Origin of the sequence: Janibacter sp. CX7, from assembly GCF_024362365.1 — a bacterium.
GTDB lineage: Bacteria > Actinomycetota > Actinomycetes > Actinomycetales > Dermatophilaceae > Janibacter.
On record NZ_CP101464.1, the window covers coordinates 2,183,296 to 2,205,190 of the forward strand.

The 21,895-nt window shown below is 72.9% G+C and carries 22 protein-coding genes and 1 tRNA gene; 13 read left to right on the top strand and 10 right to left on the bottom strand.

The window, feature by feature from the left end; genetic code table 11:
• Window positions 1-10: 10 nt before the first annotated feature.
• Both cbiQ and NMQ01_RS10700 read left to right on the top strand, forming a co-directional pair.
• Window positions 11-748, top strand: a complete 738-nt coding sequence (cbiQ, locus tag NMQ01_RS10695) for a cobalt ECF transporter T component CbiQ (RefSeq protein ID WP_255183917.1) — start codon at window positions 11-13, stop codon at window positions 746-748.
• On the top strand, window positions 745-1,503 hold the full coding sequence (locus NMQ01_RS10700) for an energy-coupling factor ABC transporter ATP-binding protein (protein ID WP_255183918.1): 759 nt from the start codon (window positions 745-747) through the stop codon (window positions 1,501-1,503). Before cbiQ ends, NMQ01_RS10700 begins: the two co-directional genes overlap by 4 nt.
• 9 nt (window positions 1,504-1,512) lie before the next feature.
• On the opposite strand, the gene NMQ01_RS10705 is transcribed toward NMQ01_RS10700, so the two are convergent.
• Entirely contained in the window at window positions 1,513-1,971 is a 459-nt protein-coding gene (locus tag NMQ01_RS10705; RefSeq protein ID WP_255183919.1) for an OsmC family protein, read from the bottom strand.
• Window positions 1,972-1,992: 21 nt separating this feature from the next.
• On the opposite strand from NMQ01_RS10705, the gene NMQ01_RS10710 reads away from it, so the two are divergent.
• Window positions 1,993-2,074 (top strand) — tRNA-Leu (locus NMQ01_RS10710).
• A gap of 86 nt (window positions 2,075-2,160) precedes the next feature.
• Here the strand turns inward: NMQ01_RS10710 and rdgB are convergent.
• Window positions 2,161-2,790, bottom strand: a complete 630-nt coding sequence (gene rdgB, locus NMQ01_RS10715; protein WP_255183920.1) for an RdgB/HAM1 family non-canonical purine NTP pyrophosphatase — start codon at window positions 2,788-2,790, stop codon at window positions 2,161-2,163.
• Window positions 2,787-3,545, bottom strand: coding sequence for a ribonuclease PH (rph, locus tag NMQ01_RS10720; protein WP_255183921.1), 759 nt, complete (start codon window positions 3,543-3,545; stop codon window positions 2,787-2,789). Before rph ends, rdgB begins: the two co-directional genes overlap by 4 nt.
• A gap of 34 nt (window positions 3,546-3,579) precedes the next feature.
• Between rph and NMQ01_RS10725 the strand changes: the two genes are divergently transcribed.
• Complete coding sequence (locus tag NMQ01_RS10725) at window positions 3,580-5,322, top strand: glycosyltransferase (RefSeq protein WP_255183922.1); 1,743 nt, start codon at window positions 3,580-3,582, stop codon at window positions 5,320-5,322.
• A gap of 9 nt (window positions 5,323-5,331) precedes the next feature.
• Window positions 5,332-6,186: a serine aminopeptidase domain-containing protein gene (locus NMQ01_RS10730; protein ID WP_255183923.1), complete on the top strand. Its 855-nt coding sequence runs from the start codon at window positions 5,332-5,334 to the stop codon at window positions 6,184-6,186.
• An 18-nt stretch (window positions 6,187-6,204) separates the two neighbouring features.
• Here the strand turns inward: NMQ01_RS10730 and NMQ01_RS10735 are convergent, their stop codons facing one another.
• From NMQ01_RS10735 to NMQ01_RS10745, 3 genes are read right to left on the bottom strand one after another with little or no spacing between them, the layout of a single operon-like run.
• Window positions 6,205-6,636, bottom strand: coding sequence for a type II toxin-antitoxin system VapC family toxin (locus NMQ01_RS10735; protein WP_255183924.1), 432 nt, complete (start codon window positions 6,634-6,636; stop codon window positions 6,205-6,207).
• Window positions 6,633-6,902: a toxin-antitoxin system gene (locus NMQ01_RS10740; protein WP_255183925.1), complete on the bottom strand. Its 270-nt coding sequence runs from the start codon at window positions 6,900-6,902 to the stop codon at window positions 6,633-6,635. Before NMQ01_RS10740 ends, NMQ01_RS10735 begins: the two co-directional genes overlap by 4 nt.
• 24 nt (window positions 6,903-6,926) lie before the next feature.
• Window positions 6,927-7,964 (bottom strand): S66 peptidase family protein, encoded by a 1,038-nt coding sequence (locus NMQ01_RS10745; RefSeq protein WP_255183926.1) that lies wholly within the window; start codon window positions 7,962-7,964, stop codon window positions 6,927-6,929.
• Window positions 7,965-8,014: 50 nt separating this feature from the next.
• Here NMQ01_RS10745 and NMQ01_RS10750 point away from each other — a divergent pair, with 50 nt between their 5' ends.
• A complete protein-coding gene (locus tag NMQ01_RS10750; protein WP_255183927.1) occupies window positions 8,015-8,647 on the top strand; it encodes an HAD family hydrolase in 633 nt (210 codons plus the stop codon).
• Between the two features lie 90 nt (window positions 8,648-8,737).
• Here NMQ01_RS10750 and NMQ01_RS10755 read toward each other — a convergent pair whose 3' ends face one another.
• From NMQ01_RS10755 to clpS, 4 genes are read right to left on the bottom strand one after another with little or no spacing between them, the layout of a single operon-like run.
• A complete protein-coding gene (locus NMQ01_RS10755; protein ID WP_255183928.1) occupies window positions 8,738-9,505 on the bottom strand; it encodes an MBL fold metallo-hydrolase in 768 nt (255 codons plus the stop codon).
• The gene (murI, locus tag NMQ01_RS10760; RefSeq protein WP_255183929.1) at window positions 9,502-10,323 is read right to left on the bottom strand and encodes a glutamate racemase; all 822 of its coding nucleotides are present in this window, start codon (window positions 10,321-10,323) and stop codon (window positions 9,502-9,504) included. The genes NMQ01_RS10755 and murI overlap by 4 nt, the downstream gene beginning before the upstream one ends.
• Window positions 10,320-11,015: a DUF2017 family protein gene (locus NMQ01_RS10765; RefSeq protein WP_255183930.1), complete on the bottom strand. Its 696-nt coding sequence runs from the start codon at window positions 11,013-11,015 to the stop codon at window positions 10,320-10,322. The genes murI and NMQ01_RS10765 overlap by 4 nt, the downstream gene beginning before the upstream one ends.
• Window positions 11,015-11,305, bottom strand: coding sequence for an ATP-dependent Clp protease adapter ClpS (clpS, locus tag NMQ01_RS10770; protein ID WP_072625094.1), 291 nt, complete (start codon window positions 11,303-11,305; stop codon window positions 11,015-11,017). The genes NMQ01_RS10765 and clpS overlap by 1 nt, the downstream gene beginning before the upstream one ends.
• A gap of 15 nt (window positions 11,306-11,320) precedes the next feature.
• Here clpS and NMQ01_RS10775 point away from each other — a divergent pair, with 15 nt between their 5' ends.
• The 7 genes from NMQ01_RS10775 to NMQ01_RS10805 all read left to right on the top strand — a co-directional run bounded on the left by NMQ01_RS10775 (window position 11,321) and on the right by NMQ01_RS10805 (window position 21,870).
• The gene (locus NMQ01_RS10775) at window positions 11,321-12,643 is read left to right on the top strand and encodes a nicotinate phosphoribosyltransferase (RefSeq protein ID WP_255183931.1); all 1,323 of its coding nucleotides are present in this window, start codon (window positions 11,321-11,323) and stop codon (window positions 12,641-12,643) included.
• 101 nt (window positions 12,644-12,744) lie between these two features.
• Complete coding sequence (locus NMQ01_RS10780) at window positions 12,745-14,100, top strand: MFS transporter (protein WP_255183932.1); 1,356 nt, start codon at window positions 12,745-12,747, stop codon at window positions 14,098-14,100.
• On the top strand, window positions 14,100-16,238 hold the full coding sequence (locus NMQ01_RS10785) for a molybdopterin oxidoreductase family protein (protein ID WP_255183933.1): 2,139 nt from the start codon (window positions 14,100-14,102) through the stop codon (window positions 16,236-16,238). The genes NMQ01_RS10780 and NMQ01_RS10785 overlap by 1 nt, the downstream gene beginning before the upstream one ends.
• Before the next feature lie 26 nt (window positions 16,239-16,264).
• Entirely contained in the window at window positions 16,265-17,773 is a 1,509-nt protein-coding gene (locus NMQ01_RS10790; protein ID WP_255186361.1) for an FAD-dependent oxidoreductase, read from the top strand.
• A 10-nt stretch (window positions 17,774-17,783) separates the two neighbouring features.
• A complete protein-coding gene (gene nirB, locus NMQ01_RS10795; protein ID WP_255183934.1) occupies window positions 17,784-20,375 on the top strand; it encodes a nitrite reductase large subunit NirB in 2,592 nt (863 codons plus the stop codon).
• Complete coding sequence (gene nirD / locus NMQ01_RS10800) at window positions 20,372-20,764, top strand: nitrite reductase small subunit NirD (protein ID WP_007928184.1); 393 nt, start codon at window positions 20,372-20,374, stop codon at window positions 20,762-20,764. Before nirB ends, nirD begins: the two co-directional genes overlap by 4 nt.
• Window positions 20,761-21,870: a uroporphyrinogen-III synthase gene (locus NMQ01_RS10805; protein ID WP_255183935.1), complete on the top strand. Its 1,110-nt coding sequence runs from the start codon at window positions 20,761-20,763 to the stop codon at window positions 21,868-21,870. The genes nirD and NMQ01_RS10805 overlap by 4 nt, the downstream gene beginning before the upstream one ends.
• The last annotated feature ends 25 nt before the right edge of the window (window positions 21,871-21,895 follow it).

The following is a 21,895-nucleotide window of genomic DNA, read 5'->3' on the forward strand; positions in this document are numbered from 1 at the left end:
CCGCCACGCGTTGAGCCTGCACTCCCCCACGAGACTCCACGCGTTCCCGGCGCACCTCAAGATCGTCGCGGCGATGCTCTACGTCATCGCCGTCGTGCTCACCCCGCGGGAGGCGGTGTGGGCGCTCGGGCTGCAGGCACTGCTCCTGCTCGGCGTCGTCCTGGTGAGCAGGGTGCCGCTGCGGCACCTCGCTCCTCGGCTGCTCGTCGAGGTGCCTTTCGTCCTCTTCGCCGTACTCATGCCCTTCGTCGCGACTGGCCCCCGCGTCGACGTCGGGCCGCTGTCGCTGTCAGAGGCGGGGCTCTGGGGCGGGTGGAACCTCCTGGTCAAGGGCACACTCGGCGTCGGTGCCTCACTGGTGCTCGCGGCGACGACCACCCCCTCCGACGTCGTCGCCGGGCTGGCTCGGCTACGTCTGCCGGCGCAGCTCGTGCTCATCCTCGGCTTCATGGTCCGCTACACCGAGGTCATCAGCGGGCAGCTGCAGGCGATGCGGGTGGCCCGGGAGTCGCGCGGTTTCAGCGGCCGCGGACTACGCGCGTGGCCAGCGCTCGCGAGCACCGCGGGGTCGCTCTTCGTCCGCAGCTACGAGCGGGGTGAACGCGTGCACCTGGCAATGCTCGCGCGCGGGTTCGACGGACGGACCCACGTCGAGCGGACACCTGTCGCCGGCTCGACGTGGGCCGTGGCGATGCTCCTGCCCGTCGGCGCGACGATCGTCCTCGCGGCTGCGAGGCTGGGCGCATGAGCATTCCCGTCATCGACCTGCGCGGCGTGGATCACGTCTACCCCGATGGGCACCGCGCGCTCGACGGTGTCGATCTGCACGTGCATCCCGGCGAGCGGGTCGCCCTGCTCGGCCCCAACGGCGCCGGCAAGACGACGCTGGTGCTGCACCTCAACGGGATCCTCACCCCGACGAGCGGCTCGATCTCGGTGTCGGGGGTGCCGGTGAGCCACGCGCACCTGCTCGACGTGCGGCGCCGGGTGGGCATCGTCTTCCAGGACCCCGACGACCAGCTCTTCATGACGACGGTGGCCCAGGACGTGGCATTCGGTCCGCAAAACCTCGGGCTGCCCGCTGCCGAGGTCGAGGCGCGGGTGCACGAGGCGCTCTCCGCGGTCAGGATGCTCGAGGTCGCCGACCGGCCCCCGCACCACCTGTCCTTCGGGCAGAAGCGGCGCGTCGCGGTCGCGACCGTGCTCGCGATGCGACCGGAGATCCTCGTGCTCGACGAGCCGAGCAGCAACCTCGACCCGGCCTCGCGTCGCGAGCTCGCCGAGATCGTCGACGGCCTCGACATCACGGTGCTCATGGTGACGCACGACCTGCCGTACGCCCTCCAGCTGTGCGAGCGCTCGGTCGTGCTCTCCGAAGGGAGGATGGTCGCCGACGCCGCGACGCGCGAGGTGCTCTCGGACGGCGAGCTCATGGCGGCGCACCGGCTGGAGCTGCCCTACGGCTTCGACCCGCGGTCGGTGCCGGGGCGCACGCGCGGCTGACCGGTGCGATCAGTCGCTGATGCCGACGAGGGTCGGCTCGAGGAGGATCTCGCTGCGCAGGCTCTGCGCGATGAAGCACTCCCGGTGGGCGACCTCGACGAGCCGCTCGACCTTGGCGCGGGGGGCCGGGGCAGCGAGGGTGATGTGCGGACGCAGGACGATGCGCGTCACCCACATCGGCCGCTCGCCCTCCGGCATCTCCCCGACGGCCTCGTCCCGGTAGTCGACGACGTCGAGCCGGGCCCGGGCGGCGACGGCCAGGAAGGAGAGCATCTGGCAGCTGCTCGCCGCCGCGACGAGCAGCTGCTCGGGGTTGGGCAGCGATGCGTCACCCCGGAAGGCGAGGTCGCTGCTCGCCCGCGTCGTCGTCGAGGCCATCGTCAGCTCGTGCTCGCGGGAGTAGGCGTCGTAGCCGACACCCGTGGATCCCGACCAGGCGAGGGTCGTGGTGAAGGAGTGGTCGCTCACCCGCCTAGACTGCCTGACCGAGCCGAAGTGGCGGAATTGGCAGACGCGCGTGGTTTAGGTCCACGTGCCCAAGGGCGTGCGGGTTCAAGTCCCGCCTTCGGCACCCCACCCAACGTCGCAAAACCCTAGGGTTTTGCGACGTTGAGCGTCCTGAACTCTGCAAGACCCTAGGGTTTTGCAGAGATCGGGTCAGGCCAGGTGCTCGCGCAGCAGCGGCACCATGGCGCGGAAGGCGCGGCCGCGGTGGCTGATCGCGTTCTTCTCCACGTCCGTGTACTGCGCAAGGGTGCGGGTGTCGCCGTCGGGACGGAAGATCGGGTCGTAGCCAAACCCGTTGTCCCCCACCGGCTCCCGCACGACGACGCCGGGGACCTCCCCTTCGCTCGTCACGGTGGCACCACCGGGGATCGCGAGGACCGCGGCGCAGCGGAAGGCCGCGCGGCGGTGCTCGTCGGGCACGTCGGCGAGCTGGTCGAGCAGGAGCTGGAGGTTGCGACGGTCCTTCTCGGCCCGGGGCAGGTCCGCCCCCTCGTGCAGACCCGACCACCGCGCGGAGAAGATGCCCGGGCTGCCGCCGAGCACCTCGACGGCCAGGCCGGAGTCGTCGGCGAGCGCGGGCAGCGAGGTGCGCAGCGCGACGTGCTCGGCCTTGAGGCGCGCGTTGCCGGCGAAGGTCACCTCGGTCTCCGGGATCTCGCCGACCTCGGGGAAGGCGGCCATCGAGACGATCTCGAGGCCCAGCTCGGCCTCGCCGAGGATCTGCTGCAGCTCGTGGACCTTGTGCTCGTTGTGCGTCGCGAGGACGACCCGCTGGGTCACAGCACACGCTCGCGCGGGGTCTCGGCGAGGGCCTCCTGCTGCTTGGCGGTGAGCGCGGCGCAGCCGGTGGTCGCGAGGTCGAGCAGCTCACCGAGCAGCGCCCGGTCGAAGGGAGCGCCCTCCGCCGTTCCCTGCACCTCGATGAACTCGCCGGTGCCGGTCATGACGACGTTCATGTCCGTCTCGGCGGTGGAGTCCTCGGGGTAGTCGAGGTCGCAGACCGCGCGGCCGTCGACGACGCCGACCGAGACCGCGGCGAGCGAGCCGGTGAGCGGCGTCGCGCCGGCCGGGATCAGGCCACGGCTGCGGGCGTCCTCGACGGCGTCGACGAGGGCGACGTAGGCGCCGGTGATGGCCGCCGTGCGGGTGCCGCCGTCGGCCTGCAGGACGTCGCAGTCGAGGACGATCGTGTTCTCCCCCAGCGCCTTGGTGTCGATGACGGCGCGCAGGCTGCGGCCGATGAGGCGGGAGATCTCGTGGGTGCGACCGCCGACCTTGCCCTTGCGCGAGTCGCGCCCGCTGCGGGTGTTGGTCGAGCGCGGCAGCATCTCGTACTCGGCGGTGACCCAGCCGGTGCCCTGCCCCTTGAGCCAGCGCGGCACCCCCGCCTCGAAGCTCGCGGCGACGAGCACCCGGGTGCGGCCGAACTCCACGAGCACCGAGCCCTCGGCGTGGTCGAGCCAGTTGCGGGTGATGCGCACCTCGCGCAGCTGCTCGGGGGTGCGTCCGTCGTGCCGGGGGGTGGTGTCAGTCATGGGGCAAGGCTAACGATCCGACAGGATGGCTCGGGTGAGGCCGTCCTTCGACCACGTCCTGCTCACCCGCTTCAGCGCGGTGCTGCACCCCGAAGCGCCGCCGCCCGACGAGGACTGGCTCTTCTACCGGCTCGGCTTCTTCGTCGACGCCTGCCTGCCGTCAGTGCTCTCGCAGCGCGGCGCGCAGCCCTTCGAGTGGCTGGTGATCTTCGACGACCGGTGCTCCGCGGACTTCCGGACGCAGGTCGAGGAGCTCGCCGAGGGCGCCTTCACCCCGATCTGGACGCATGCCCCCTTCACCCGCGACGGCTTCGCCCAGCACGTCGCCGACCGGTGCCACTCCCCCTTCGTCATCACGACCCGGATCGACAGCGACGACGCGATGGCGGTCGACCTCATGGCCTCGGTGCAGGCGCAGTTCGCCGAGCAGGAGCGGCTCTTCGTCAACTTCCCCCGCGGCATCCAGATCGACCGCAGCGGTGCCGTGCACCGGGCGACGATCCTCTCGAGCCCCTTCCTCTCTCTCATCGAGGCCCGCGAGGAGGGCCGGCTGCCGGACACGGTCTTCGTCGCCAAGCACGCCCGCGCCCGCGGCCACGGTCCGCTGCGCGAGGTGCGCGCGCCGGTCATGTGGGCGCAGGTGCTGCACGGCACCAACCTCGCCAACATCGTCAACGGCGTGCGGGTGCACCCGCGGGTCGTCGCCGAGCGCTTCGACCTCCACCTCGGCTACGACGCGACTCCGGGGCGAGCCCGGCTGCTGCGCGGACGGGCCACCCAGCTCGGCCGGCTCGCCCGGCTGTGGGCGGCCCACCCCGGCGAGCTGACGAAGTGGGTCGAGGCCACCGCGTGGACCGCCCGCGGCACCCACGAGCGCCCGCCGGAGGCCGGCGCGCCGACGCTCACCGACCGGGTGCAGGAGTGGGAGTCGCGCACCCGGGTGCGGGTGCGGGACCTGCGCTGGCGGGCGAAGGGGGCGGCCAACGACCGCCTGCCCGGGCGGGAGGGCGTCGTGGCCGGCGACATCGCAGACGTCCTCGCGAGGGACCGGGTCGTCGTCCTCGCGGAGTGGTCTCCCGGTGCCCGGGTGAGGCCGGACGCCCTGGCTGCGGCCACGGCCTGGGCCGAAGGGGGCTTCGGTGTCCTCGTCGTCGCGGCCCGCGACCCGTGGGTGCGGCTGGCCGCACCCGACCTGCCCGCGGGCGCCGCGCTCGTGCGGCGGCGCAACACCGCCTACGACTTCGGCTCGTGGGCGCACGCCCTGGCGACCTGGCCGGCGGTGGCGCGCAAGAACCTCGTCGTCCTGACCAACGACTCCCTCGTCGGCCCGCTCGGGCCGCTCGACGAGCTCATCCGTCGCATCGACGCCGGTACGAGCGATGTCTGGGCGGCGACCGCCAACCACCACCCGGCGGAGCACCTGCAGAGCTATCTGCTCGCGGTCCGTGGTGGCGCGCTCGCCCGCGAGCCGCTCGCGGGGTTCTTCGCGCGGGTGCGCCCGCTGGAGTCCAAGCGTGCGGTCGTCGAGGCCTACGAGATCGGGCTCACCACCACCGTCGATGCCGCCGACCTGACCCGCGAGAGCGGCTGGACCCATGACGAGCTCGGACTCCCGCTCGACGTCGACCTCTCCCTGCACGGCTGGCGAGCGCTCCTGGCGGCGGGCTTCCCCTTCGTCAAGCGGATGCTGCTCACGGCGCCGCAGTCCGCCGACCAGCGCTCGGAGGTCGCCGCCGTCGTGGCGTCGCTGCGCGATGGGGGCCCCTCGACGCCCTAGGCTCCCGCCGTGGACCAGCACAGCCAGATCAGCCTGCCCGGTGGCGGGACGACGACCCTGCACGCCGCCGGGACCGACGCGACGTCGGCGCCCTTCGTCCTCGTCATGCCGGCCATGGGGGTGCCGGCGGGCTACTACGGCCCCTTCGTCGACGAGCTCGCGCGGCACGGCGTGGCCGCCGGCGTCGCCGACTACACCGGGCAGGGCGATGCGACGCCGCACGTCGGCCGTGGACGGGACCTCGGCTACGACGACCTCGCCCACGGCTGGCTGCCGGCGGTCGTCGACCGGGTCCGCGAGCAGCACGACGGCCCCGTCGTGGCGCTCGGGCACTCCCTCGGCGGCCACCTCCTCGCCGCCCACCTCGCCGGCCCGACGCCCGCGGTCGACGCCGCCGTGCTCATCGGGTCGGGGACGCCCCACTGGCGCGCGCAGCAGGGACTCAAGACCCTCGCGCAGACCCAGCTCATCGCGGTCGTCTCACGGCTGTGCGGCTACTGGCCCGGCGTGCGCCTCGGCTTCGGCGGGACGCAGGCGCGGACGCTGATGCGCGAGTGGGCGGCCTTCTCCCGCACCGGGCGTCTGGCTCCCGGGGGCCGAGACATCGCGGCGGGGCTCGCCGGGCGCTCGCTGCCCTTGCTCGCCGTCGACCTCGACAACGACACCCTCGCTCCGCCGGCCGCCGTCGACGAGCTGGTCGGGCTCTTCGCGAGTGCCGACGTCGAGCGCTTCACCTTCGCCAAGGCGGTGGGCGACCCGGGCAAGCCGGTGAACCACTACAGCTTCGCCCGCTCCCCCGAGATGATCGGTGAGCGGATCGCCGCCTGGGTCACCGGACGGGTCGGCGAGCGCGCACGACCCTGAGGACCGCAGACGGACCGGTCAGCGAGCCCGGCCTGCCGACCAGGGGTCGATCAGCTCGATGCCGGTACCGGTGAAGTCCTTGGTGTTGCGCGTGGCCAGGGAGGCTCCGTGGGCCCGGCACGTCGCGGCGATGAGTGCGTCCACGGTGCTCACGGGCCGGCCGGACAGCTCTCGGCCGGACATGACATGGGCATAGGCCACGGCCGCCGGCCCGTCGAGAGGGAGGACCCGGTCGTCGCCGAGCCGCTGGAAGAACGCATCGAGCGCGCCCTCCAGCCGCTGCCGCCGAGCACCCGCGGGCATTCGCCCCAGCCCGTGCAGGAGCTCCCCGACGACGACGGCGGGCACGGCGAGGTCGGCGTCGGCGACCGAGGCCGCCCATCTCACGACCTCGGCCTCGGGCTGCAGTCTCATCAGCTCGGAGACGACGTTGGTGTCGACCGCGATCATCCGAAGGCCGGGTCGGTGAAATCGACGCGAGGTGGGTCGGACTCACGTGGGGGCGGCTCCAGGTCGGACTCCATCTCGACCACCACGTCGCCACGACCTGCCCAGTACAGATCCATCAGGGCATTGGGCCGCTGCTGCCGGTGGCCGGCCGCCGCCGTCAGGATCGAGCGGACCTCTGCCTCCATCGAGTGACCGTGCTCCGCCGCCATCAGGCGCAGTCGGTCACGGACGTCGTCATCGAGGTTGCGAACGGTGATCGCTGCCATCGCTATCATCTCCCGCTCTCGATGCTAGCACTCCGGTCGGACGAGCTCCTGGGTGACCCGCTGCGCCTCCGGGCCGACCTCGACCCGAGTGGGAACGCCGAGGACGAGCGGCATCTGCGGCTGCTGGTGCCCCACGTCGGCGTCGAGCACGACCGGCACGCCGAGACCGTCGAGGGCGTCGCGTACCGCCTCGTGCTGCGTCAGGGTCGGTGCGTCGGGCGCAGGCGTGCGGCCGATGACGACGCCGGCGCACCGGTCGAACCACCCCGCCAGCCGCAGTCCGTGCAGGCAGCGGGCGATCTCGAAGGCATTGCCCTCCGCGGCCTCGAGCAGGACGACGGGCGGCTGCTCCTGCACCTGCGCCCAGGACCACACGTCACCGAAGGCGGTGCCCGCCAGCGGCGAGAGCACCTCGATGCAGCCACCGACGAGCGGTCCCGCAAAGCTGGCCGCCTCCCCCTCGAGCAGCGACCACCGGGTCGGCTCGGTGAGCGTCATCTCGTCGACGCCGGGGTCACCCTCGTAGTCGTCCCAACCCGCGGCGCGGCGGTGCGTGGCGGCGGTCTGGGTGAGCTCGCCGCCCTCGGCGGTCGCCACGTCGAGCCAGTGCAGGTGGCCGGGGGCGGGCGCGTAGGGCGTGTCCATGAGGTTGCTGCCGTGGAGGGTCGCCCACCCGGCGCGCAGGGTGAGCGGCAGCATCGTCGTCGCCGTGTCGGAGAAGCCGACGTACCAGGTCGGGTCGCACTCGGCGAGCAGGTCGAGGTCGAGCCACGGCAGCACGTCGATGCCGGTCTCACCACCCCATGGCGGGATGACCGCGTGGACGTCGGGGTCGACGAGCAGGGCCATGAGCTCGTCGGCGCGGGCCTCGCGCGAGGCGCTCACGTGGGTGTCGGTCGTGTCGCGCAGGCAGACCCCCTCGACGACCTCGAGGCCGCGCCGCCGCAGACCGGCGATCGCCAGGTCGAGGCGGGGCTGCAGGGTCGGCGGGACCCCGGAGCTGGGTGCGGTGACCGCGATCGTGTCACCGGGGCGAAGGGGGGCGGGCAGGCGCGCGTCCATGCCCCCAGTCCACCAGTGACCGGCCACCGCGTCGAGTTAGATTGCGGCACATGACGCGACGAGCCATCTGCTTCGACGTCGACGGCACGCTCGTCGACTCCCTGCCGGACATCATCGGGAGCATCACGGCCGCGATGGTCGAGCACGGGCTGCCCGACCCGGGCGACCCGCCGGTCCGCGCGCTCGTCGGCCTCCCCCTCGAGGACATGTTCACCGCCCTCGCTCCCGAGGGGGACGTCGCCGCCCTCGCGGCGTCGTACCGCCGGATCTACCCGGCCCGCTTCACCCAGCGATCCGCTCCCTTCGTCGACACCATCGAGGTGCTCGAGGCCCTGCGGGCCAAGGGCTATCTGCTCGCGGTGACGACGACGAAGCGCAGCGAGATGGCACGCGACCTCGTCGCCGCGCTCGGGCTCGCCGACCACCTCGACCACGTCCAGGGCACCGACGGCTTCCCCGCCAAGCCGGCGCCGGACGTCATCGAGCGGGCACTGTCCGCTCTGGACGCGGAGGGCACGTGGATGGTGGGCGACACGACGCACGACGTGCACGCGGGTGCGGCCGCGGGGCTTCAGACCTATGCCGTGTGCCGCCCGGAGGCCACCCATGACCGGGCCACGCTCGCCAGCGCGCACCCCGACCGACTCGAGGAGTCGCTGCTGCCGCTGCTCGACCTCGTCTGAGCCCGGGAGCGCGTGCACAACAGGTCGTCCTCGTGCACGAAAGGGCCGATGAACGCCGCGACATGCATCAGGACGACCTGTTGTGCACGCTCAGATGTCGTAGGTGGCGTCCGGCCGGGCCAGCTCGACCTCACCCGGCCACACGGCGGCGGCCTCGGCGCGGCAGACCTCGGGGTCGTTCCACGCGGGGATGTGGGTGAGCATGAGGCGCTCCACTCCCCCGGCGGCGACCGCGGCCTCGGCGGCCCGGCGCCCGGTGAGGTGGATGCCGCGGGCCTCGTCGCGCCCCTCGACGAAGGCGGAGTCGACGAGCACGAGATCGGCATCGGCGAAGAGCGGGGTCAGCGCGTCGCAGGAGTCGGTGTCGCCGCTGTAGGCGAGCACCCGACCGTCGGCCTCGACGCGGAAGCCGTAGGCCTCGACGGGGTGGTTGACGAGGAAGGGCCGCACGACGAAGGGCCCGATGTGCGTCGGCACGCTCGTGGAGACGCGGCGGAAGTCGAGGACCCCGGTCATCCCGGCCTCGTCGATGCCCTCGTAGGCCGCGGCGAGTCGCTCGGCCGCGCCCGCGGGGCCGTAGACCGGCAGGCGCTCGGTGAGCGCGCCCTCGGGTCGGTAGGTGCGGGTGACGTACATGCCGGTGAGGTCGATGCAGTGGTCCGGGTGCAGGTGGCTGAGCACGACGGCATCGAGGTCGGCGAGGTCGATGTGCCGTTGCAGGGCGCCGAGCGCGCCGTTGCCCAGGTCGAGCACGATGCGCCAGGTGCGCCCCTCGTGCTCGGCCGTCACGAGATAGCAGGAAGCGGGCGACTCGGGTCCCGCGAAGGACCCGGAGCACCCGACGACGGTGAGCCTCACGACTCTTCCCCCATGTTGCCGAAGACGTCCGCCACCTCGGGTCCGAGGAAGCGACGGGCCAGCGACCGGAAGCGCTCCGGGTCCCCCGTCGTGGTGAACCCGTGCCCCGGAGCCGGCAGCGACTCGGGACGCAGCAGGTCGTGGTCCGCAAGAACACGGTAGACGTCCTTGGCCGTCTCCTCGGCAGATGAGACGAGGGTGACACCCTCGCCCATGACGTAGGACAGGGCGCCGGTGAGCAGCGGGTAGTGGGTGCAGCCGAGGACGAGCGTGTCCACCTCGGCCCGACGAAGGGGGTCGAGGTAGCCGTGAGCGACGTCGAGCACCTCCGGCCCGGACGTCGTGCCGGCCTCGACGAGCTCGACGAAGCGCGGGCAGGGCTGGGAGAAGACCTGCGTGTGCGGCGCCGCGGCGAAGGCGTCGAGGTAGGCGCGCGAGCGGTGGGTGCCCTCGGTCGAGATGACCCCGACGCGGTGGTTGCGGGTGGCCAGGACCGCGCGCCTCACGGCCGGGCGGATGACCTCGATGACGGGCACGTCGTAGCGCTCGCGCGCGTCGTGCAGGACGGCTGCGCTCGCGGTGTTGCACGCGATGACGAGCAGCTTGACCCCGTGGTCGACGAGTCGGTCGAGGCACTCGAGGGCGAACTCGCGGGTCTGCGCGATCGGCCTGGGGCCGTAAGGCGCTCGCGCCGTGTCACCGAGGTAGGCGACCGACTCGTGGGGCAGCTGGTCGATGACGGCGCGGGCGACGGTCAGCCCCCCGAAGCCGGAGTCGAAGATGCCGATCGGCTGGGCAGCGGTCGACGGGTCGCTCACTCGCCCTCGTCCTCTGCGTCGTCCTCTGCGTCGTCCTCGTCGTCGGGCAGCAGGAGGTCGACGTCCTCGCCGGTGAGCGCGCGGGTGAGCGACTCCTGCAGCCAGGTGAGGAAGTCGTAGACGCTCAGCGCGAAGATCGCCGGGTCGTCGGAGGGCAGCGACTCGACGAGCTCCTCGAGCCGGGTCGCGTCCTCGTCGGTGCGCAGCCCGAGCCGCTCGCCCATGACGAGCCGCACGTCGGTCAGGGCGACGAGCACGAGGGGCGCCTCGCGGCGGGGCACGACCCACCGCTCGTCCTCGGCCTCCTCGAGCAGCCGCACCGTCGCCGCCAGACCGGCGTGCTTGCGCTGCCGCAGGCCCTGCTCGGTGAAGCGGCGGAACTCCGCCGCCTCCTGCTCGTCCTCGCGGTTGCCCGTCGGGAAGAGCCGGTCGAGCGCCGGGTCACGGTCCTCGTCGAGGCCGAAGGCCCGGTCGGGGACCCCGACGCCCGCAGCACCCTCCTCGGTGTCCGTGGCGAGGTCACCCAGCCCCGCGACGATCGCCTCGAAGGGGTCGGCGTGCTCCCCCTTCGTCACGGAGGCGGGGGCGACGAGGTCCATGACCTGCAGGCACAGGCCGGCAACGACCGCCCGCTCGCTGTCGTCCATGATCGCGACGAGCTCGTCCCCGTCCGCGGCAAAGGCGGTGGCCATCAGGCGTCCTTCTGGAAGGTCGCCCACAGGCCGTAGCCCTGGAGCGCCTCGGTGTCGGCTTCCATCTGCTCCTTGGGGCCGTGCGCGACGACGGCGCGGCCCTTGAGGTGCACGTCCATCATGAGCTTCTCGGCCTGCTGCTTCGGATAGCCGAAGTGCGTCTGGAAGACCCAGGTCACGTACGACATGAGGTTGACGGGGTCGTTCCACACCAACGTGATCCACGGGGTGTCGACGGCCTCGACGACGTCGGGCTCGCTCGTCTGCTGCTCGGCGGGGGCGATGGACACGCCCTCCACCCTAGAGTGGCCGGCGTGACGATCCGACCCAGCACCGCCCTGCTCACCGATCACTACGAGCTGACGATGCTCCAGGCCGCCCTGCGCAGCGGGGCCGCGTCACGGCGCTGCGTCTTCGAGACCTTCGCCCGGCGGCTGCCGAGCGGGCGTCGCTACGGGGTCCTCGCCGGCACGGGTCGCGTGCTCGACGCCATCGAGGACTTCCGCTTCGGGCCGGAGGAGCTGCGGGACCTGCGCGAGCGCCAGGTCGTCGACGAGGACACCCTCGGCTTCCTCGCCGACTACCGCTTCGACGGCGACGTCTGGGGCTATGCGGAGGGCGAGACCTACTTCCCCTACTCCCCCGTGCTCGTCGTCGAGTCCGACTTCGCCCACGGCGTGATCCTCGAGACGGTGATCCTGTCGATCCTCAACCACGACTCCGCCGTGGCCTCGGCCGCGTCGCGGATGACCGGTGCCGCCGGGTCGCGGCCGGTCATCGAGATGGGCAGCCGCCGCACGCACGACGAGGCGGCGGTCGCGGCGGCGCGCGCGGCCTACATCGCCGGATTTTCCTCCACCTCCAACCTCGAGGCAGGGCGGCGGCACGGCGTGCCCACGGGTGGCACCGCGGCGCACGCCTTCACCCTGCTGCACGAGAGCGAGCGGGAGGCCTTCGAGGCGCAGGTGGCGTCGCTGGGTGCCGGCACCACCCTGCTCGTGGACACCTACGACGTGACCGAAGGGGTGAGGACGGCCGTCGAGGTCGCCGGCACCTCCCTCGGCGGCGTGCGTCTCGACTCGGGTGACCTCGTGGTCCAGGCGAGCGAGGTCCGTGAGCAGCTCGACGCGCTGGGCGCGACCGAGACCAAGATCGTCGTCACCTCCGACCTCGACGAGTACGCCATCGCGGCGCTGGCGGCCGCCCCCGTCGACACCTATGGCGTCGGCACGCGCGTGGTCACCGGGTCGGGCCACCCGACGGCGTCGATGGTCTACAAGCTCGTCGCCCGCGAGGACGACGAAGGGCGGATGATCGGCGTCGCCAAGAAGAGCAAGGACAAGCAGTCGGTCGGTGGGCGCAAGTACGCGCTGCGTCGGCGCAACCCGCTCGGCGTCGTCGAGGCCGAGGTCCTCGGCATCGGCGAGCAGCCGGTCGGTGACGCCGACGACCGCGACCTGCTCGTGCGGCTCGTCAAGGGCGGCGAGGTCGTCGGGCGCGAGCACGCGAGCCTCGAGGGCGCGCGTGCCCGGCACGAGGCATCCGTGGCCGAGCTGCCGCGCTCGGCGCACCAGCTGAGCCAGGGTCAGCCCGCGGTGGAGACGGTCTTCCTCACCGACACCCCCTAGGACGTCCCTCACAGCACCCCGCCCCCGGATGTGCGGGCAGGGTAACGCGGGCTTTACGTCCGCAGACCGGGCGCGAAACACGGCCTTGCGAGCCTCCCGGCATGACCACGACGCTGCCCACGAGCACCGCTGACGCCACCGCCCCCGCCGGTCCGATTCGTCGGGCCGGACGGTGGATCGACCAATGGGACCCGGAGGACCGGGGCTTCTGGGAGGGCGGCGCACGTGCAGTAGCCCACCGCAACCTGCGCTGGTCGGTGCTCGCCGAGTTCCTCGGCTTCTGCGTGTGGGCACTGTGGAGCGTCGTCGTCCCGCAGCTGAACGGCGTCGGCTTCGCGCTCACCCTGGACCAGCAGTTCTGGCTCATCGCGGTGCCGAGCCTGATCGGCGCCTTCCTGCGCGTCCCCTACACCTTCATGGTCCCGCTCGTCGGCGGGCGCAACTGGACGATCATCTCGGCGCTGCTGCTCCTGCTGCCCACTCTCTCCCTCGCCTGGGTCGTGGGCCGGCCGGAGACCCCCTTCGCGCTGCTCCTCGGCATCGCCGCACTCGCCGGCTTCGGCGGAGGCAACTTCGCGTCGTCGATGACCAACATCTCCTTCTTCTTCCCCGAGGCGGAGAAGGGGAAGGCGCTGGGGCTCAACGCAGCCGGCGGCAACCTCGGCACCGGCATCGTGCAGCTCGTCGTCCCCGCCGTCATCGCGATCGGCGCCGGGATCCACCTCGAGCGGGCCGGCCTGCTCTTCGTGCCGCTCGTGCTGCTCGCCGCGCTCGGCGCCTGGCGCGGCATGGACAACCTCAGCACCGCGCGGTCCGACCACCGCAGCTGGGCGAAGGCCGCGACCCACCCCCACACGTGGATCATCTCCTTCCTCTACATCGGCACCTTCGGCTCCTTCATCGGCTACTCGGCCGCCTTCCCGACGCTGCTCACGAGCCAGTTCCCCGAGGTGACGACGTCGATCGCCTTCGTCGGCGCGGTCCTCGGTGCCGCGAGCCGGCCGCTCGGCGGGACCATCGCCGACCGACTCGGCGGCGCACGGGTGACCATCGCGGCCTTCGTCGTCATGGGGCTCGCCGCGGGGCTGGCGATCCTCGCCCTCTCCGCGCACTCCTTCGTCCTCTTCCTCCTCGCCTTCCTCGTGCTCTTCACCGGGGCCGGCATCGGCAACGGCGCGACCTATCGGATGATCCCGGCCGTCTTCCGGGCCGGGGTGCGCGACGGCGAGGAGCTCGCCATCGCGCGCCGCAGCGCCGCCGGCTGCATCGGGATCGCCGGTGCGGTCGGTGCCGTCGGCGGCTTCCTCGTACCGCGTGGCTTCGCGATGTCGACGACGGGCTTCGGCTCGCTGGTGCCGGCGATCGGGGTCTTCATCGCGGCCTACGTCCTCATGGCGACGCTCACGTGGGCGGTCTACGTCCGCCGCGGCGCGCGCCTGGCCGACGAGGGCATCTGATGGTCGACAGCCACTGCCCCTACTGCGCGCTGCAGTGCGCGATGAGTCTGGAGCCAGAGGGTGAGCGGGTCGAGGTCACGGCCCGCGACTTCCCGACCAACCGGGGCGGCATGTGCCGCAAGGGGTGGACGTCGGCCGAGGTGCTCCGCGCCCCCGACCGGCTCACCACTCCCCTGGTCCGCGGCTCCGACGGCGAGCTGCACCCGGTCGGCTGGGACGAGGTGCTCGACCTCCTCGCCGGCCGGCTCCGTGAGATCGCGGCCGAGCACGGACCCGACGCGGTGGCCGTCTTCGGAGGTGGCGGGCTGACGAACGAGAAGGCCTACCAGCTCGGCAAGTTCGCCCGGATCGCCCTGCGCACCAAGCACATCGACTACAACGGCCGCTTCTGCATGGCATCGGCGGCGGCTGCCGCCAACCGGTCGCTCGGCATGGACCGGGGCATGCCCTTCCCCATCACCGACCTGGACACCTCCGGCGCGATCCTGCTCCTCGGCAGCAACGTCGCCGAGACGATGCCTCCCTTCGTCGGGCACCTCGCGGGAGCCCGCGCCGCCGGTGGGCTCGTCGTCGTCGACCCGCGCCGGTCGGCCACGGCCGACCTCACCGACGACGGGCAGGGCGTCCACCTGCAGCCCGTCCCCGGGACCGACCTCGTCGTGCTCCAGGCGCTGCTGCACGTCGTCCTCGCCGAGTCGCTCGCCGACGAGACCTACCTCGCCGAGCGGACGAGCGGGCTCGACGACGTCGCCCGCTCGGTCGCCTCGTGGTGGCCTGAGCGGGCCGAGCAGGTCTGCGGGGTCCCGGCCGACGACCTGCGGGCCACCGCCCGGCTGCTCGCGGCCGCCAGCCCCTCCCGGGGCGGCGCGGGCGCGCACGTCCTCACCGGGCGCGGTGTCGAGCAGTCCAGCCAGGGCACCGCGACGGTCACCGCCGCGATCAACCTCGCCCTCGCGCTCGGCCTCGTCGGACGCGAAGGGAGCGGCTACGGCGCCCTCACGGGTCAGGGCAACGGCCAGGGTGGGCGCGAGCACGGGCAGAAGGCGGACCAGCTGCCCGGCTACCGGATGATCGCCGACTCGGCCGCCCGCGAGCACGTCGCCGCGGTCTGGGGCGTCGACGCCGACGACCTGCCCGGCCCCGGCCTGCCGGCCGTCGAGCTGCTGCGCTCCCTCGGCACCCCCGGCGGACCCCGAGCACTCCTCGTCCACGGGGCCAACCCCGTCGTGAGCGCGCCCCGGGCGGACGCGGTCGCTGAGCGACTGCGCGCCCTCGACCTGCTCGTCGTGTGCGACGTCGTCCCCTCCGAGACCGTCGCCCTCGCCGACATCGTGCTGCCCGTCACGCAGTGGGCCGAGGAGGAGGGCACGATGACCAACCTCGAGGGCCGGATCATCCGGCGCCGCAAGGCGATCGACCCGCCCGAGGGAGTCGTCTCGGAGCTGTGGGTGTGGTCGCAGCTCGCCGCTCGCCTCGATGCCCCGGGCACGTGGTCGACGGTCCCGTCGGAGGTCTTCGACGAGCTGGCCAGGGCGAGCGCCGGCGGCCGCGCCGACTACTCCGGGCTCAGCCACGCCCGCCTCGACCGCGAGAGCGACCTGCACTGGCCCTGCCCCGCCAGCGGCGAAGGGGAGGCACCTCATCCGGGCACCCCGCGCGCCTTCCTCGACGACTTCCCCACGCCCAACGGCCGTGCCCGGCTCGTGCCCGTCGACCACGTCGGTCCGGCCGAGGACCTGCGGCGCGATGCCCCGCTCTTCCTCATCACCGGGCGCGTCCTCGAGCACTACCAGTCGGGGGCACAGACCCGCCGGGTGGCAGCGCTCCTCGCGGCGCAACCGACCCCCTTCGTCGAGGTGCACCCGCTCCTCGCCCACCGCCTGGGCATCGAGGAGGGTGACCCACTCGACCTGCGCACCGCGCGGGCCACGGTCACCGCTCCCGCGCGGATCACCGACCGGGTCCGGTCGGACACCGTCTTCATGCCCTTCCACTTCGCCGGCGCCGGGAGCGTCAACCGGGCGACCAACGACGCGGTCGACCCGATCTCGTCGATGCCGGAGTTCAAGGTGTGCGCCGTCGACGTCGCCGCCAGCACCACCGATCTCGTCCCCGAGCCGCTGGAGGTCAGCGCATGAGCCACATCGTCGTCATCGGCTACGGGATGGTCGGGTCCCGCTTCGTCGAGGACCTCACGGCCGCCGACCACGCCGGCGAACACCTCGTCACCGTGCTCGGCGACGAGGCCTGCGAGCCCTACAACCGGGTGCTGCTCAGCGACGTCGTCGCGGGCACGCGCGGCCTCTCGGCGATCACCCTGCCCGCGCCCGACCACCCGCGCGTCACGGTGCAGCGCGGCGTCGCGGTGCGGGCGATCGACCGCGAGCGCCGCGACGTCGTGCTCGCCGACGACACACGCGTCCCCTACGACGAGCTCGTCATCGCCACGGGTGCGGCGGCCAGGGTCCCAGCGGTCCCGGGTCTCGGGGACGGTCCCGGCAGCGGTGACCTGCCGAGCGGGGTGCACGTGCTGCGCTCCATCGACGACGCCCGCGAGATCATCGCGGCCACGCTCAACGCCCGACGCGCCATCGTCCTCGGCGGCGGCGTGCTCGGTCTCGAGGCCGCGAGCGGGCTCGCCCGACGCGACCTCGCCGTCACCGTCGTCCACCCCTCCCCCGCCCTCATGGAGCGTCAGCTCGACGAGGCCGCCAGCCGCGTCGTCGAGTCGACGCTGCGCCGCACCGGTGTCGACCAGCGCGTCGGCGTCGGGGCGCAGGAGGTCGTCATCGAGGAGGGCCGGCTGCGACGGGTGCACCTGACGAACGGCGAGGTGCTCGCCGCCGACCTGCTCGTGCTGTCGACCGGCACCGTGCCCAGCACCCAGCTGGCCGAGGCGGCCGGGATCGACGTCGACCGCGGCATCCTCGTCGACGCCGACCTGACGACGAGCGACCCGCACGTGCACGCCATCGGTGACTGCGCCCAACCTCCCGGCGGCGCCACCGGCCTCGTCGCCCAGGGGTGGGAGCAGGCCCGTCGTCTCGCCGACCTGCTCACCGGTCGTGACCCGGGGTCCGTGACCACCGGCGTCGGCGACGTCGTCAAGCCCAAGACCCACGGTGTCGACATCGTGACGATGGGCGTGTGCGGCAGCGGCCGGGTCGAGGACCCCGGCCTGCGCGTCGTGCGGCTCAGCGACCCCTCGGCCGGCCGGCACCTCGAGATCGTCGTGCGCGACGGCCTGCTCGTGGGCGCCACGACCGTCGGCGCGGGTCGCGTCGGCACCGACCTGATCACGACCTACACCCGTCGCACTCCCCTGCCCGCGGACCCGGCGCGACTGCTGCTGCCGGCCATCGCGCCGGCCGCCACGACGACGCGACGGGACTCCCCTTCGCTCATCCCGGACCGGGCGACGATCTGCCGCTGCAACGGCGTGACGAAGGGGGACATCCGCGCCGAGTTCGCCTCTGGCGCAACGACGGTGGAGCAGATCGCCGCGAGCACCAGGGCGACGACCGGCTGCGGCGGGTGCACCGACGCGGTGTGCGGGATCCTCGACTGGCTCGGCGCCGACGGGGCCCACTCACAGCCCGCGACCTCGCCCGGTGAGGACGGGTTCACACCGGGGAAACACGACCAAGACCGAGCCGAAACGAGGGCTTCCTAAGTTGAGCGCCATGCCAGAGACCACGACCTCCACCACCGAGCCGCAGCAGCTCGTCGTCGTCGGCGGCGGCATGGTCGCCCGCCGGCTCGTCGACGCGCTGCGCGCCCGGGACGACGCCGGGCGCTGGGCCGTCACGCTGCTGTGCGAGGAGCCGCGCGCGCCCTACGACCGCGTCGCCCTCACCTCCTACTTCACCGGGCGTCACCCCGAGGACCTCGCCCTCGGCGGGCAGGAGCTGTGGGACGACCCGCTCGTCACGCTGCGCCGAGGTGTGCGGGCCGAGAGCATCGACCGCGACGCCAGGACGGTGACGACGAGCAGCGGCCAGGTCCTGCCCTACGACTCGCTCGTCCTCGCGACCGGCTCCTACGCCGCCGTGCCGCCCGTGCCCGGCAAGGACCTGCGCGGGGCCTTCGTCTACCGCACGATCGACGACGTCGCCGACCTGCGGGAGTTCGTCGAGACCCGCCGGGAGGAGCTCGACCGGCCGGTCCGCGGCGCGGTCGTCGGCGGCGGCCTGCTCGGCCTCGAGGCGGCCGGCGCCCTGCGAGCCCTCGAGGTCGAGACGACGGTCGTCGAGTTCGCGCCGCGACTCATGCCGCTGCAGGTGGACGAGGGTGGCGGCGAGGGGCTCAAGCGGCTCATCGAGGGGCTCGGGGTCTCGGTGCGCACCTCGACCGCGACGTCGAAGATCGTCGGCGAGCGGGGCGCCGTCTCCCGGATGAAGTTCAGCGAGGGCCCCGCGCTCGACGTGGACGTCGTCGTCTTCGCCGTGGGTGTCCGCCCGCGTGACGAGCTCGCCCGCGAGGCCGGCCTCGAGATCGGCGAGCGCGGGGGCGTCGTCGTCGACGACGCCTGTGCCACAGCCGATCCCGCGATCCACGCGATCGGCGAGGTCGCCTGCATCGGCGGTCGCTGCCTCGGCCTGGTCGCCCCCGGGTACACGATGGCCGAGATCGTCGCCGACCGGCTGCTCGGCGGCGCCGGGACCTTCCCCGGCGCCGACCTGTCGACCAAGCTCAAGCTCCTGGGCGTCGACGTCGCGAGCTTCGGCGATGCCTTCGCGCAGGAGCCCGGCTCGCTCGAGGTCGTCATCTCCGACCCGGTCGCGGGGGTCTACAAGAAGCTCGTCATGAGCGACGACGCCCGCACCCTGCGCGGCGGCATCCTCGTCGGCGACGCCAGTGCCTACTCCTCCCTTCGCCCGATGGTCGGCCGTGAGCTCGGCGGCGACCCCGCGGCCTACCTGCTGCCCGAGGGCGCAGCGGCGGCGCCCGCCGGGGACCTGCCGGACGAGGCCGCCGTCTGCTCGTGCAACAACGTCACCGCGGGCGAGATCCGTTGTGCCGTCGGCGAAGGGGGCTGCACCGACCTCGCCGGCGTCAAGGCGTGCACCCTCGCGGGCACGAGCTGCGGCTCCTGCCTTCCGCTGGTCAAGAAGCTCGTGACGAGCGAGCTCGCCGCCGCCGGCGTCGAGGTGAGCAGTGCGCTGTGCGAGCACTTCGAGCAGTCGCGGGCCCAGCTCTTCGACATCGTCCGGGTCCAGGGGCTGCGGACCTTCAGCGAGATCATCGAGCGCCACGGGACCGGTCGCGGCTGCGACATCTGCAAGCCGGTCATCGGCTCGATCCTCGCCTCGCTGGGCACCGGCCACATCCTCGACGGCGAGCAGGCGACCCTGCAGGACACCAACGACCACGTCATGGCCAACCTGCAGAAGGACGGCTCCTACTCGGTCGTCCCGCGCATCCCCGGCGGCGAGGTGACGCCCGAAGGACTCATCGCGATCGGCGAGGTGGCCCGGGAGTTCGGCCTCTACACGAAGATCACCGGCGGCCAGCGGATCGACCTCTTCGGTGCCCGGATGGACCAGCTGCCCGGCATCTGGCGGCGGCTGGTCGACGCCGGCTTCGAGTCGGGTCACGCCTACGGCAAGTCGCTGCGTACGGTGAAGTCCTGCGTCGGCTCGACGTGGTGCCGCTTCGGCGTGCAGGACTCCGTCGGCCTCGCGATCGACCTCGAGCTGCGCTACCGCGGGCTCCGCTCGCCGCACAAGATCAAGCTCGGCGTCTCCGGGTGCGCCCGTGAGTGCGCCGAGGCCCGCGGCAAGGACGTCGGCATCATCGCCACCGACAAGGGGTGGAACCTCTACGTCGGCGGCAACGGCGGATTCACCCCCAAGCACGCCCGCCTGCTCGCCGAGGACCTCGACACCGAGACGCTCGTGCGCACCATCGACCGCTTCCTCATGTACTACGTGCGCACGGCTGACCGGCTGCAGCGCACCGCCCCCTGGGTCGAGGAGCACGAAGGGGGTCTGGACGCGATCCGTGCCGTCGTCATGGACGACAGCCTCGGCATCGCCGACGACCTCGACGCCGCGATGGCCGCGCACGTCGGCAACTACCGCGACGAGTGGGCGGCCACGCTCGCCGACCCCGACAAGCTGGCCCGCTTCGCGTCCTTCGTCAATGCCCCGGACGCGGTCGACGACTCGCTCGCCTACGTCGGCGAGCGCGGCCAGGCCCGTCCCGCCACCCCGGAGGAGCGCACCTCCGGGTCCGTCCTCATCGCCGGCACGACTCTGGAGGTCCGCTCATGACCGCTGCTCCCCCACAGGCCCGCGTGCGCCTGTGCGCCCTCACCGACCTCGTTCCCGAGCGCGGCGCGGTCGCCCTCGTCGATGGTGTGCAGGTCGCGCTGGTCCGCACGCATGACGACGAGGTCCACGGCATCGCCAACCGCGACCCCTACAGCGGCGCGCACGTCATCGCCCGCGGCCTCGTCGGCACGCGTGGTGGGGTCCCGACCGTCATCTCGCCGATGTACAAGCAGGTGTGGGACCTGCGCACCGGCACCTGCCTCGACGGGGCCGGCAGCGAGCCGGTCGACCTGCGCACCTGGCCCGTGACGGTCGTCGACGGCGAGGTCTGGGTCGAGCCGTTCGGCGACGAGGTGACGGGACCTCCCTTCGACCGCAGCGTCACGTGAGCCTGCCGCAGCTGCTCGCCGGGTGCGTCGTCCTCGTCACCGGGGACCGACGCGCCGGCGACCTGCGCGCCGCCCTCGAGCGGCGCGGTGCCCGGGTGCTGCACACGCCGGCGCTCACGATCGTGCCCCACACCGCGGACGCGGAGCTCGTGGAGCGGACGCGGACCCTCCTCGCCGCACCGCCCGACGTCGTCGTGGTGACGACGGCGATCGGGTTCCGCGGGTGGGTGGAGGCGGCCGACGCCGCAGGTCTCGGAGAGGAGCTGCACGAGGTCCTGGGCCGAACCCGGATCGTCGCCCGCGGCCCCAAGGCGCGCGGCGCGATCCAAGCGGCCGGGCACGACGCGGACTGGGTCGCCGAGTCGGAGACCTCCGCTGAGATCCGTGACGTCCTCATCACCGAAGGCGTTGCGGGACAACGCATCGCGATCCAGCACCACGGCGCAGGGTGCGACGAGCTCGACGTCGATCTGGCGACCGCCGGTGCCACGGTGACCTCTCTCGTGGTCTACCGCTGGGGGCCACCACCGGATGCCGACGCGGTGACCTGCGGCGTCGAGCAGGCGGCCGTGGGTGACATCGACGTCGTCGTCTTCACCTCCGCGCCGGCTGCGGCGGCCTGGCTCGACACGGCTCGGGACGCCGGCGTCCTGCCGTCGATCGTCGGCCGGGTCCGCACCGGCCGTCTCGTCGTCGCGGCCGTCGGGCCGGTCACCGCGCGCCCGCTGGAGCACGTCGGCATCAGCCCGCTGCTCCCGGAGCGGGCCCGGCTGGGGTCGCTCGTGCGAGCCGTGGTCGGCCACTACGAGGCGGTGATGGCCACCGCCGTCGAGACCGTCGCCGGACCGCTGCAGCTGCGCAGCACCGCCGCGCTCCTCGGCGACCGGGTGCTCGCCATCTCCCCGAGCGGCCTGTCCGTGCTCCATCTGCTCATCGACGCGAAGGGAGATGTCGTCACCCGTGCCGACGTCCTCGAGGTGCTGCCGGGCGACTCCGCGAGCGGTCACGCCGTCGAGGTGGCCGTCGGACGGCTGCGTGAGGCGATCGGGGACCGACGGGTCGTCGAGACGGTCGTCAAGCGGGGCTACCGGCTCGCGACGGCCTGACGCAATCCGCTTGCGGCTCCGCTGA